This is a genomic window from Xenorhabdus sp. Sc-CR9 (assembly GCF_963897815.1).
GTDB lineage: Bacteria > Pseudomonadota > Gammaproteobacteria > Enterobacterales > Enterobacteriaceae > Xenorhabdus.
Map to the genome: position 1 here is coordinate 77091 of NZ_CAWQTY010000233.1, position 14316 is coordinate 91406.

Consider the following 14316-nt stretch of genomic DNA (forward strand, 5'->3'; position numbering starts at 1 on the left):
ATGGACATCAGAACACAATTTGACTGGTTCGGCTCCCTGCTGGCTCCCTTGTCCGACGAACAGATTGGCAAGGCGCTGGGAGACGGCGACCCCGCATGGGAATACATTGACAGCGAAATGATCAAGTTTGGTTCGCTGTCGCATGGCTCGCTGGATGTTGAAGAGATCCGGCGACAAGCGTTGCAGTTGCTGAGTGAAAGCAGCAAGGATTTCCGGCTGATGGTTCATTTGCTGCGTACCCTGCAACATGCAGGCAATGCTGCTGAGTTGATCCTTGCCATAGAGCTGTTGGCTGATCACGTCAAAAACTACTGGGAAAAAGCCTGGCCGGCCAAGCCGCTGATGAAGCGCCGACTGGCACAGCAGGTACTCAAACGTTTTGACTCGGTTCAGGGCAGTTTTACCGAACAGGCAAGCAAAAGTGAACGGGATGATGCGCAAGGTGCGTTAGCCCATCTTGCGCAATGCTGGCATGTGAATGAACCGGATCTTGCCAAAGAAGTCGATCAATTGCGTATCCGCTATAACCGTCAGCCAGAAACCGCCCCTGAAGCACCAAAATCTGCATCGGTGGCTGCAACGGCATCAACGGCAGGATCTTCGGCACAAACGCCTCAATCCTATGAAGCGGCACCAATGCCGGAAGTGGACGTTAACAGCTCAAGCGAAAAAGCGTGGAAGCAAACCCTGCTGACCGTGGCTGATTTACTGTGTGAACGACATCCTGACTCGCCTGTCGGTTATTCCCTGAGACGCCATGCAGTCTGGCATACCCTCACTACGGCACCGATGGCGAATGCAGCGGGCAAAACACCGCTGGCACCCGCTTCGGCGGATCGCACGGCGGATTATCTGGCGAGATTACCGGCGGCGGATAACAAATTGCTCCAGCAAATCGAGCAGAGTCTGACGTTGGCCCCTTACTGGCTGGATGGGCATGAGATTGCGGCGCAGGCTGCGTTGCAATTGGGCTATGGGCACGTTGCACAGTCGATTCGCCATGAACTTAACGACTTTCTGGAGCGATTGCCGGGACTGAAAACTTTAAGTTTTTCAGACATGAGTCCGTTTATTTCTCCAGGCACCCTCGATTGGCTCGCACCTGAACCAGCAGGCACGGGCAAGGGAACCGTTTCCGCTGATCAGGAAGCTATCTGGCAGTGCTTCGCTCAGCAGGGATTAGAAGCTGCCCTGAACATGTTGGAAGAACACCAGCAACAGCTTACTGAGCCACGTGATCAATTCTATGGCCAATTACTCAATGCCCAGTTGCTCGAAGAAGCGGGCATGACGTCGTTGGCCCAACAGCATTACCGGAACTTGTTACACACGGGACAACACATGTTACTCACTCAATGGGAACCCAGCCTGCTGACCATATTGGCAGAAAAAATGGCTGAAAAACTGCCTGCTCCTCTCAAGGAACCGGCTTCAAACAGGAGCGTTAACCCATGAAATGGCCCTCTTTGTCCTCTTTGGCACCCTTGAAATCGGCCTTGCCGGCACTGGGAAAATTTAAGTCCCTGCCACGCCTCAAGGCAGCGATGACAGTGGTTCTGGCGCTCATTCCCTGCCTGCTCCTGATTGCCGTCTGGTGGTGGGGACCGGAATGGAAAATCCGCAACGATTATCCACTGGAAAGCCTTGCTGCCCGCTGGCTGGCAACCGCCATCATTATCATGATAGTGCTGTTCTGGGTCGGCATGAAAGCATGGCGCCGCTTGCGGACACTGGAAAAACTCAACCTTGATGTTGAGCTGAAAGTGGTTGATCCCGTGCGGATGGACATCGAACATCAGGATCGTTATCTCGACCACTGGAAATCCCAGTTACAGCGCCATCTGGATTCGTACAAGTACCTGTACGAGCGTCCGTGGTACATGGTGATCGGCAGCCAAAAAAGCGGTAAGACCTCGCTGATTAAGGAAGGTTATAAACTGTCCGAAATCGCAGCACCGGAATATTTGCGTCAGGATGATAACATCCCCCTGATGCTGCGCTGCTGGTTAGGAGAAAAAGCGGTCATTATTGACCCGAAAGGCCAGTTGATTGACCAGCCTGTCCCGCTCAACAGCGACAAACCGCAAATCAACAGCCGCCTGTGGGAAGCCCTGCTGAACTGGCTGGCTGAAAACCGCCAGCGTCAGCCACTCAACGGCATTATTCTGACCGTGGATACCCTGCGCCTGATGACGGACAACCGTGAGCAACGCGAACGCTATGTGCGGGAACTTCACCAGCGCCTGCAAGACATTCGCCTGACCTTCCACAGCCAGTTGCCGCTTTATCTGGTGATGACCAAAATTGACCTGATGCACGGCTTTGAAGCCATGTACCAGTCGCTGGATCGCAAATTGCGTGACCAGATTCTGGGAGTCACATTCAGCCTCAACAACCGCGATGAGAAAGCGTGGCGCAGTGAGCTGGAGCAGTTCTGGCAACAGTGGATGAACAACCTGAACAACGCCATGCCGGACATGATGCTGAACAACGTGGATGCCAACCAGCGCAGTGCCCTATTCAGTTTCACCCGTCAGGTTCAGGGCTTGTACAGCTACATTGTCCAGATGCTGGACGATATCCTGTATAACGACGAACACCACCGCCCGACCCTGCGCGGAGTCTACCTGACGTCTGCCCATCAGGTCGGGCAAATGGATGACTTGTTCACCCAATCTGCTTCGGCGCAGTACCATCTGGGTTCTCAGGCGTTCCCGACCTGGCCGGCGGGTGATACCCTGCCGTACTTTACCCACTCCCTGTTTGAAGACATCCTGCTGGCAGAGCCGAATCTGGCGGCTGAAAACCGCATCTGGCTGAGTCGCAACCGCCGCCAGTTATATACCTTCTCGACTCTCAGTGCCTTGGTCATGATGGCGATGTGGGGGGGATGGCATTATTTCTACCAGAAAAATTACCGGGCGGGCGAAGAAGTCTTGGCGCAAGCAAAAAATTTCCTGTCCGTGCCGCCCCCGAAAGGTGATGACCGTTATGGTGATCTCCAATTGCCACAGCTGAACCCTATCCGTGACGCGACACTCGCTTATGGTAACTATCATGAGAATGCTTCCTTCCTGACGGATATGGCGTTGTATCAGGGCGGCAGTGTCGGGCCGTATGTGGCAACCACCTATCGGAAGTTGCTGGAGCAGCGTTTCCTGCCATCCCTGATGCTGGGTTTGTTGGATGATCTGAATCAGGCACCCGCGAGTAGTGAGGAAAAACTCGAGATCTTGCGGGTTATGCGCATGATGGAAGATAAAAGTAAGCGTAACAGCGGGTTGGTAGCCCAGTATATGCGTGAGCGCTGGAGTAAGGCATTCCACGGCCAGCGTGATATACAGGATGCCCTCCTGACTCATTTGGATTACGCCCTTGCTCGAACCGACTGGAAAGCGCTGCGTGATAAAGGTGATAAAGAGGCCATTGCCAACTTTGCCCCGTTTGTCAAACCGATCCGGCAGGCTCAGGATGAGCTGAAAGCGCTCTCCGTCAAGCAACGGGTTTACCAGAACCTGCGTATCAGGGCACAGGATGTCCTGTCAGCACCGCTTAACCTGCGTGACCAGATTGGCCCGAGCTTTGACGACGTGTTTGTGGCCAGCAATGAAAAACGGTTGGTGATCCCACAATTATTGACCCGCCACGGCCTGATGGATTACTTCGTCCGGCAGAAAGATGAACTGACGAAACTGACTGAAATGGACAGCTGGGTGCTGAATATTGCGAAGAACACTCAGGAAAAATCCAACGAAGTAAGGTCATCACAGAACAACGACCAATACAGTGATGAAGATCAGAAGAGGATACTGAACGATATCAATGATCTGTATTTATCCGAGTACACCGCTACCTGGCGGGCGGCGATGAATAACCTCGAAGTGCGGGATTTTGATGATCTGCCCCACGCCATCAGTGCCATTGAACAGGTGATCAGTGGTGAGCAACCCATCAAACGGGCGTTGCAAATCCTGAGTGATAACACACATCCACCATTGCTCGGTGATTCGTTGAGTGACAAGGAAAAACTGAATTTATCCGATCGGGCAGATTATAAGCTGTTAAACCGTATCAGCCACGACTTCTCTCAGGAAACGGAAGTGTTGGTTGAACGCGGAGACAAAGGCAGCACATTGCAAAGCGTCTACCAGAAACTGACAGCATTGCACCGCTATCTGTTGGCGATCCAGAACTCGCCGGTTCCGGGTAAAGCTGCCCTGCAAGCGGTTCAGATGCGTCTGGACAAAAACAACAGTGACGCGATTTTTGAAGTCCAGCAGATGGCGAAAACCCTGCCGGAACCGCTGAACCGCTGGGTCGGAGAACTGGCAGAGCAGGCTTGGCGTGTGGTGATGATGGAAGCGGTACGTTCTCTGGAAGTGGAATGGAACGACTCCGTTGTTAAACAGTACAAGACCTATCTGGCGGGACGTTATCCGTTCAATCCAAAAGCGACCGAAGAAGTGCCATTGAGCGAGTTTGAACGCTTCTTCCGGCCGGATGGCACGCTGGATACCTTCTACCAGCAGAGCCTGAAACCGTTTGTGGAATACAACCTGACCACCGGTACGGATGGCAAGGCGCTTATCCGGCCGGATGTCATGAAACAGTTGGCAATGGCAAACCGCATTCGCACCACCTTCTTTACCCCTCAAAACGGTCTCGGTGCCCAGTTTGCTATCGAACCGATCAGCTTGACCGGCAATAAACGCCGTGCCCTGCTGAACCTTGACGGACAGCTGGTGGATTATTCCCACGGCCGCAGCAACGTGGCACGTCTTATCTGGCCGAACTCCATGCGGGCAGGCACTGAGAGCAAGCTGACCCTGATGCCGGACAGAAACAATCAGGCACCGCGTTCTATCAGCTTCACGGGGCCGTGGGCACAGTTGCGGCTGATCAACAGTGGCAAGCTGACCAACGTCCAGCCGGGTTTCTTCGACGTGCGCTTCAATGTGGAAGGCGGTGACATGACCTACCGTGTCTACGTGGACGAATCAGACAACCCCTTTGCGGGCGGGCTGTTCAGCCAGTTCAAACTACCCGACACTCTCTATTAAGGGAGCCATCGAAGGTCAGTCCTGAAAGCAAAACCTCCCCCTGCCTCCGGGCAGGGGTTTTTTTAAGGAGAAAAGCGAGAATATGAGCGGGCATTCTGAAAACCTTATCATCCGGGCGGGCGGCAGTCCGCTGAACCTGCCGGAATTTGCCGTTATCCGCGATGAAATCAATAAAACCAGCCACCCGGCGCAACCGGAAGTGAACTGGCCGCTGGTGGAATCCTTGTCCCTGACACTGTTTAAAACCAACGGTGTCGATTTGCAGACCGCAATTTACTACACGCTGGCCCGGCTGCAACTGAACGGGCTGGCGGGTTTTACCGAAGGTTGCGAACTGTTGGCGGGCGTTATCGTCAGCGAATGGGACTCCCTGTGGCCGCCTCAACCGCAGGTTCGCACTGACCTGCTGGAGTGGTTCCATACCCGGACCGGCGGTGTGTTGCGCCAGCAGGATTTTGCCGCCAGTGACCTGCGGATGATTTACCGTGCTGAGCGGGCACTCCAGCTGATTATTGACCGGCTGCAACAATCCGACCTGAAACGTTTGCCGCGTGTCGAGAACCTGTTGTGGTTCTTCCAGAACGCGGCCAAAAAGCTGGAAAAACCGCGTCAGGCCGCCAAACCCGCTTCGCCGCCGGTGCAGATGCCGCCGCTGGTTTACCTGTCCCAATCAGAAACCGAACCGGAAACACCGCCCCCGCCGCCGCCGCGTCATGACCCTCAGCCGGTGGCCGGGAGTCAACAACGGGTGCGGGTGCAGTTCCCGGCACCTCCCCCACAAGGGCTAAGCGCCTGGCAGGGCTTTGGCCTCGGGGCTTTGCTGGGAGTGCTGGTTTTAGTCGGCAGTGGGTTGCTGTTCTACAAACCCCTGCAACAACAACTCAGTACCATCACAGGCCAACCGGCGGGCGCACGGTTGGCCTGGCTGTATCAGCCTGAGCTGGACAGTTATTCGATCCAGCTTGAGCGGCTGGCAGAAACCGGGCCGCTGGTCACCTGGGAAGCTGCCCGCACCCTGACGGGCACCGCTGAACAGTTGTGGCCGGGATCGTCGGTGCAACGGCAAGCGACCCGCCAGTGGGAACAAGCCATGACCGCCCGTATCGACAGCGCCCCCCTGAAAGGCAGCTGGTACGCCACCCGTGACCAGCTTCAGCAATTGTCGGACAAAATCCTGTTACAGGAGCGCACCCGTGGCAGCTTCACGCTTTCCTACCTGAAAACCGCCATCTATGACATCCAGCGCAGCCACGGCAGCGAAGTGCCGCTGGAAGAAATGCTGCGTCAATTGAGCGTCTATGCGGCGAAAGGGGACAGCGCCCCGCCGGTACTGCTGAAAGGCATTGATGACCGCTTTAACGCGCTGCTGGGCCGCTATGACCGGCTGCGTCAGGCCATCGAAGGTCAGACTGACAACCCGGCCGACCGTCAGATCCAACATTATGAACATGCCGTCACACCGGACGGCGGGCATTAATCAGGGAGACAGACCATGTCAATGAAAAAGAATATTGCGAAACTTAAAAAAGGGCAGGCACTTGTCCAGCAGGGACAGCAGGCCGCCGGCCAGATGTTGCTGGGGGGCGGTGACCCGAGTGGCCTGCAATTTACTCTGACGGCGGGCGCTCTGCCACCGCAGACCTTTGTGGTCACTGATTTTACCCTGACGGAAGGGTTTTCCCAGCCGTTCAACCTGAACGTCGGGCTGGCAAGCGCTGATCCGGCCATTGACTTTCCGGCAGTACTGGATCGCACCGCGACCCTGACCATCCTGCAGGACGGCGTAGAACAGCGCAGTATCACCGGCATGGTGGCCCGTTTTGAGCAGGGTAACACCGGGTTGCACCAGACCACCTACCAGATGACCCTCCGTCCTGATCTGTGGCGCACCACCCTGCGCCAGAACTCGCGTATCTTCCAGCAACAGGACATCGCCACCATCATCACCACCATCCTGAAAGAACACGGCATCCGCGACGTGGTGTTCAGCCTGCGCCACCCGCATCCCGAGCGGGAATTCTGCGTGCAATACCAGGAAAGCGACTTTGTCTTCCTGCAACGGCTGACCGCGGAAGAGGGCATTTTCTACTTCTTTGAATGCGGCAACGGGCGCAACACACTGGTGTTTGCCGATGACGCCGGCTCCGTGCCACCGGGCATCGTGATCCCGTACCAGCCGGGGGAAGGCAGCACGATTGGCGAACCTTCTGTGGACAGCCTGACCTGTAGTGCCCAAGTGCGTCCGGCCCAGGTTGAACTCAAGGATTACACCTTCAAAAATCCGGCGTGGGCGGCCGAATTCCGCGCGCAGATGAAGGAAGACACCTTGCAGGAAGGGTACTACGAGCACTACGACTACCCGGGCCGATTCAAGAATGCTGTCCACGGGGAAGCCTTTACCCGCTACCGGCTAGAGGCCCTGCGCAATGATGCCGTGATGGGGCAGGGCAGCGGCCACGCCATTGCAGTCCAGCCGGGCCGGCTGTTCACCCTGACCAACCACCCGCGCCTTGACCTCAACCAGCCGTGGCAGGTCGTGAGCGCCAGCCATGCGGGCAGCCAGCCACAGGCACGGGAAACTGCCAGCGGCGGCAGCGGCACCACGTTGCACAGCCACTTCGGCTTTATCCGCCATAACCAGAACTGGCGTCCGGCGCCGTTGCCGAAGCCGGTCGTTGACGGCCCGCAAATTGCCAAAGTCGTCGGCCCGGCGGGCGAAGAAATCTTCTGTGACCAGTACGGGCGCATTCGCCTCCAGTTCCCGTGGGACCGCTACGGCAACAGCGATGACCACAGTTCCTGCTGGATACGCGTCACCCAACCGTGGGCCGGACAGGGCTGGGGTATGCTCGCCATCCCACGTATCGGACAGGAAGTGGTGGTGGATTTCCTGCACGGCGATCCTGACCAGCCGATAGTGACCGGGCGTACTTACCATGCCAGCAATATTCCGCCGGGTGCCCTGCCGGGCAGCAAAACCCAGATGGCGTTCCGCTCCAAGACCCATAAGGGGGAAGGGTATAACGAGCTGCTGTTTGAGGATTCTAAAGGGGGCGAAAGGCTGTCGCTGCATGCGCAGAAGGATATGGAAACGACAGTTCTTAATGATCGTACTACCCGCGTAACACACGATCACACCGAAAGTGTGGGCCATAATCAAGTTATTACTGTGCGTGAGGAACGACATAAGGAAGTGATTGGCAAGGAAGTGAGCAGTATTGGTGAGCGACAGATAACGGTGGAGAAAACGAGTGTGCTTAGTGCTAAGGGAGAAATCACTATCCAATCTGTTGAAGATGGCATCAGCATTAGTAATACCAAGGGGAGCATTTCAATAGATAAGGAAGGCAATATCCATATTTCGGGGGTTTCTGTGATTATTAATGGTCAGAAAGTCATCACGCTGAACTAGTGTCACCCTTGATAGGGACGATGCCGATAACAGGATGAGTTCAGTCAGGCAAACCTTATGAGTGTGCCCGGACTGAACAATCACATGAATTGAATACGTTAAGCAGAACGAAAAGGAAAAATAATGAGCGCGCAATCTTATCAGATGAACGAAGGGACTCTGAATATTCCAGCCAACTGGCGTGATGAATCTATGCATGTTTTTGTGCTGCCGGATGACAGCGGGGTCAATCTGGTGATTAACCGTACGCCCGTGCCTATGGGCACTGATACCGCAGTGTATTACGAACAGACTTTAGAACAGTTTCGTACCCACTTACCGGGTTATCAGGAGCATCAGCGTCTTGAAATGACGCTCAGCGGTGAAGCTGCCTAGCGGTTGGATTACCACTGGAAAAGTCCGGAAGGCGAAATGCACCAGACCGTAGTGTTGCAAATTCGGGGCAGCCAGTTGCTGGCTTTTAATCTGACTTCTCCCCAGCCGTTTGAAACGGGGCAGCGTGACGCATTACTGGCGATCGTCACCAGTTTTCAGGCGGTGTGATGGGAGAACAATATGGGACTCAGTGATGAAATTGTGACGCGGATTGCCCGGGTGGGAGCAACCCATGCGGGCACGACATTGATGCCGCCTTCACAACCAAGAGGTCCGGCAGCGGCTCGTGAAGGGGACCCGATCCAGCATGCGAGCTTTTTGGGGGCATTGGCGGGTGTCATTGCGGGAGCATTGATTGGCGCGGCTGTTTTTGCCGCTGCGTCTGCATTGATTGTCGGCACGGGTGGATTGGCTACAGCGGCAGTACTGGCACTTGGTACCGCCGGCACGCTGGCATTAGGAGGGCTGATCAGTGATGTCAGCTCGGCGGTGACCAATATGGTGAACAGCTTTGGCCCACCTGATGGGGCGATAAGCTCGGGTTCACCCAATGTGCAGATTGAAGGAAAGGCCGCCGCCCGGGCTACCGTTGACCTGGCAGCATGCAGCAAACACCCGCCCCCGTTGATAGCGCAGGGCAGTGAATCGGTTTTTATCAACGACCAGCCTGCGGCGCGGGTAGACGACAAACTGGTTTGCGGTGCCACCATCAAGGGTGGGGCAAGTAAGGTGTTTATTGGTTCTGGTCAGGGTACTTACCTTCAAGTTGAAGAAGAATTCTCTGGCTGGCAGCGGGCCTTGTTGATTGCTGTCGAATTTGTGGTTCCACCTTCGCGAGGGCTGGCAAAGGGCCTTGGAAAACTGCTGACCAAAACAGGCCGGCAGGCTGTAGTGAGGGGGGCACTGAAGGGGGCAATAAAAGTGGGGGAAAGAGCGCTCGGTAAGACGCTGAAGTGTGCCAAGACCGCTTTCAAAGAAACCAAGGGATTAAAGCGTTACTGGGCGGGTACAAAAAAATTCTTTACGGGTGACCCGATTGATGTGACAACCGGTGCGCTGTTTGATCAGCGGGTCGATATTGAATTGGGGCAAACGGTCCCCCTGCAATTTATACGCAGCTGGTCACCGGGACAGCGGGGATTGCTGGGTGAAAATTGGCGCGATAATTTCTCGGAATGTGCAATAGTAACCGGAGATCGCATAGAAATCCTCACCACAGAAGGCGCATCGTTGCACTTTGCTTTGCCGGAAAGTGTTGATCACAGCATTAACCCAGAACATCCGGATTTTACTCTGAGCAGGGCAAAACAGGGGCTTGTACTGACAGACCGGAATCATCCGGTGCGTAAATATTTTACCCTTCTGGGCGCTTCAAGCCTGTCCGGTGAGAAACGCTGGCTGCTGGCGGAACACCGTGATCGTAACGGTAATACTTTGCACTTTCATTATGGTGAGCAGCATCAGCTTATTAAGGTGACCCATAGTGATGGCCCTGAATTAGTGCTGGGATACCGTGAAGATGGCTTACTGACAGAAATCCGCCGCAGTGACAATGGATTAAATGAGGTGATGGCGCAGTATGGTTATCACGATAATGGTTGGTTAGCAGATGCAGACAGCCTCCAGCAGTTTCACTTGTTTTATGACTATAATGAACAGGGCCTGATTAGCCGCTGGTCCGATGGTGACCAGACGGCGGTAGATTATCGCTACGATGCACAGGGACGTTGTATTGATAGTGTGGGGAGTGGAGGGTTTTATCCTGTTCACCTGACTTATGGACCGGGCATCACCCGCTCAACAACCCCGCAGGGCCATACCACGACGTGGCATTATAACGAGGCACAGCAGGTCACGCAGATGGAAACACCGTGTGGTCATGTCACCCGTTATGAGTACGATGAGTGGGGTAACCTGCGGCGTCAGATTTTACCGGAGGGGCAAATCCTGACGCTGGATTATCTGGCTGATACGGGGCTGGTGACGGCTTTTACCGATGCTGGCGGGGCCATGTGGCAGTATCATTATGATGAGGCAGACCGGCTGATTAGCCTGACGGATCCGCTCGGCCGTGTCTGGTGGCAGCAGTATGATGACAAGGGCAACGCGGCCTGTTTTATGGCCCCCGATGGCAGCAAAACCACCCTGACCCGCAATGAATTCGGGCGGGTTATCGCCGCCGAAGACAATGCGGGAAACAAACGGACGTGGGAATATGACCGCCACCAGCGGCTGACGAAACTGTTTGATGAAGAAAACCGCAGCCTGCGGCTGGGTTACGACAGTCATGACCGCTTGCAGCGGCTTGCTTCGGGGGGCGGAGCCTTGTGGTTGTGGGATTATGACCGCCATCACCGGGTGTCCTTAAGTGACCGCCCTAACAACAGCGTGGAACGTCTTCGTCATGACCGCCACGGCAACCTGACGGAGTGGACCGATGCCCGCGGGGTGAAATGGCATATCGAATACGGGCCGTTTGACCTGCCGGTGGCGCGTGTGGATGGTGAAGGCCACCGTTGGCAGTACCGCTATGACCACGACCGCCTGCAACTGCTGGCAGTGATTAACCCGCAGGGAGAAAGTTATCGTTATACACTGGATGCAGACGGGCGAGTGGTCACGGAAACCGACTATGCGGGCACACAGTGGCATTACGCCTATGATGGCAACGGTAACTGCGTTGAAAAACGTGATGCGCTGAACAACATTATCTGTTATGAATACGATGCCGCCCAGCGGATGACGGCGATGCACGCGCCGGAAGGTACAACCACCTACCGTTACGATATCCTCGGCCGTCTTCTGGACGTTGCGGCACCCGACAGTGTGCCGCTGACGTTTGAATATGATGACAAAGACCGCCTGGTTAAAGAAATTCAGCCCTGCGGCGAAATTACGCGCGATTATCCGGATAATGTGACGGCAGAAAGAATCCTCCACACCCCAGATGGCCGATGCTGGCAGGCGGGTACCCAAGCCAACAACGTGGGTGAACTCAAACGGCTCAGCATCAGTGATGAGCATCAGCTCACGCTTGAGCGGGATGGCGACGGGCACGAATGGCACCGCCAGTCAGACAAGGGCTTTATCCTGCGTCAGGCTCATTCCCTGATGGGGCAACTGACGGCGCAACGTGCCGGGCGTAATACCGAGTTTTTTGCCGCCCATGAAGTGGCGGATATTCCCCACCCGACGCTCGCGGGACTGGACCGGGAATATCGCTACGATGCAGCCCTGAATCTGGTGGCCGCCAATGATGAACGACAGGGGCTGCGCTATGTCGTTAACGGCAACGGTCAGGTCACGTCGGTCAGTGACGGCGACCGGCTGCGGGAGCATTATCAGTATGATGCCTGCGGTTACCCCGCCCGCCGTTTCGACGGCCGCCACGATATTGACAACGAACGGCTCTACCAGAAAGGCCACCGGCTGCGGCAGGCGGGTCAGCATCTGTTTGAGTATGATGATGCGGGGCGGATGACCGCGATGCAGGTGTGGGAAGACGGTCACCGCCCGCAGCTCACGAAGTTCCGCTGGAACAGCCAGAACCAGCTTATCGGGGTGCGGACCCCGGGCGGTCAGCAGTGGGACTATCGCTACGATGCCTTCGGGCGGCGCACGGAAAAAGTGTGCGAACGGGCAGGCAGCCGCACCACCTACCTGTGGGACGGCGATGTGCCGGCGGAAATCCGCGAATACCGGCATAACCGCTTGTACAGTATCCGCCACCTCGTCTTTGATGGCTGGCAGTTGCTGGCGCAACAAATCCAATTCTTCACCCCCAACCCGGAAAACCGCCGTGAACTGATTGCCGGTGAGGTGCAGACGCAATATGCTGTCTGTGCCCCGACCGGAGAACCGCTGGCGCTGTTTGACCCGCAAGGCCACCGTGTCTGGCGCCGGCCGCCGCAGAGCCTGTACGGGCTGCGCTTGGGCGTGTTGGGGGAAAACGCGGAACTGAACCCGGGGAACCAGTTCGCCGGCCAATTTTTGGATGACGAGAGCGGACTGATCTATAATCGGTTTAGGTATTACTCGGCGGTGGCGGGTGTGTACCTGACACCAGACCCAATCAAATTGGCAGGCGGGGAAAACTTGTATGCCTATGTGCCTAACCCGACTGGATGGATAGACCCATTTGGCTTAGCGAAGTGCCCTCATTCGAAATTGGCAACAAAGATCCAAGAAAGGGCGAATGAAGGAAAAATACCTAAGATCGCTCCCGGAAAGGTATCTCCTAAAGGTTATCACGGTAGATTGTCAGAAGAACGAATTCAGGAAATCGTTAAAAAACCAGATGGAGTTTATGTTTCTGGTGGCGGGAATAATAATATTATTTTTGCAAAAGATGGTGACATAGTTATATTCGCTGGTAATAAAACAGGGGCATATAAAGGCCAAGCTATAACTGCTTATGGCCCATCAGGTCCGCGTGGTAACAGTGGGGCAGCTATTCATGGTGGTTCACCTAATGACCCGGGCTTACCAATTACAAGTGATATGATTATTAATGGAAAAATTTCTAAACCAGATGGTGGTTTTTTACCTGCAGCACATCCTGTAAGCCTAGGAGGATAATTCAATGGGTGAAATTCGTTGGGATTTATCTGGGTTCAATGTCTTTATGGAAAGTCAATATACTACTATATGTGATTTGGAGGAGGACGCTAATTCATTATATGGTAGTAATAATTTCAGTGAGTTAGATTCATTGGATTGGTTTTTGCTTAATAAAAATGATAATAAATTATCATTTTTATTGCTCAGTATTTCATCATTATTTTTTAACAACGAACCGGAATTTGAATTATTTGATATTGAAAAATTAAAAAAAATAGAATTGATTGATTGTATTGATAATTTTATTGATAAGATTGTAATGCAAGAAAAGTCTTTTTTTTCGATAAAAAATAATCAGTTAATCGTATCATCTGATTTTTTATCTGCTTGTTATAAAGTAAAAATCTCTGATAACTTTTATTTTCTATTAAATTCTTCTCGTGGTTATATTGGTTTTTTATTAATTAATGCAATTGAAAGTATAGTTGGTTATTCTAGTTCAAATAGTAGTCTATTTTTCAATGAGTGCTTAATAAAGATGCTGAAATTATGTACTGAGGAAGTATATGATGCAATGGATGATCAAGATGAAAAATACTTGTTAATGCTCAATGAATTGGAGAAAGATTGTCTCCGCGAACAAAATAAAGATGCTAGATTTTCTGAAATTCTTATGTTCATAAAAAATGCTAAATTCACTTTTTATGATATTGCTATGGATGAAATCACTAGATAGAAAATAGATATAATTGTCCGGCTAATTAACCTTGCCGGACAATTTATTATGGCTTTAGCCAGTTTAAGTAGCGTCAGCTTCTTAAACATAAAACCACCCGCTATGCGGGTGGAGACCAAGGGTTATACCAAGAAAAACACCTTTCCGTTACGATATAGATGTTCAAGCTAATA

6 protein-coding genes and 1 pseudogene are annotated in these 14316 nt (G+C 53.6%); all 7 read left to right on the plus strand.

What is annotated here, in order from left to right:
- Entirely contained in the window at positions 1 to 1455 is a 1455-nt protein-coding gene (gene tssA / locus AACQ81_RS18820) for a type VI secretion system protein TssA (RefSeq protein ID WP_237385857.1), read from the plus strand.
- Positions 1452 to 5060: a type VI secretion system membrane subunit TssM gene (gene tssM, locus AACQ81_RS18825; RefSeq protein ID WP_237385858.1), complete on the plus strand. Its 3609-nt coding sequence runs from the start codon at positions 1452 to 1454 to the stop codon at positions 5058 to 5060. Before tssA ends, tssM begins: the two co-directional genes overlap by 4 nt.
- 82 nt (positions 5061 to 5142) lie before the next feature.
- The gene (locus AACQ81_RS18830; protein WP_237385859.1) at positions 5143 to 6537 is read left to right on the plus strand and encodes a VasL domain-containing protein; all 1395 of its coding nucleotides are present in this window, start codon (positions 5143 to 5145) and stop codon (positions 6535 to 6537) included.
- Positions 6538 to 6552: 15 nt separating this feature from the next.
- On the plus strand, positions 6553 to 8472 hold the full coding sequence (locus AACQ81_RS18835; protein ID WP_443089519.1) for a type VI secretion system Vgr family protein: 1920 nt from the start codon (positions 6553 to 6555) through the stop codon (positions 8470 to 8472).
- Positions 8473 to 8595: 123 nt separating this feature from the next.
- Positions 8596 to 9015 (plus strand): annotated as a pseudogene (locus tag AACQ81_RS18840) (DUF1795 domain-containing protein).
- Between the two features lie 12 nt (positions 9016 to 9027).
- Positions 9028 to 13425 (plus strand): RHS repeat-associated core domain-containing protein, encoded by a 4398-nt coding sequence (locus tag AACQ81_RS18845; protein ID WP_237385860.1) that lies wholly within the window; start codon positions 9028 to 9030, stop codon positions 13423 to 13425.
- Positions 13426 to 13429: 4 nt separating this feature from the next.
- A complete protein-coding gene (locus tag AACQ81_RS18850) occupies positions 13430 to 14143 on the plus strand; it encodes a hypothetical protein (RefSeq protein WP_237385861.1) in 714 nt (237 codons plus the stop codon).
- Positions 14144 to 14316 lie beyond the last annotated feature (173 nt).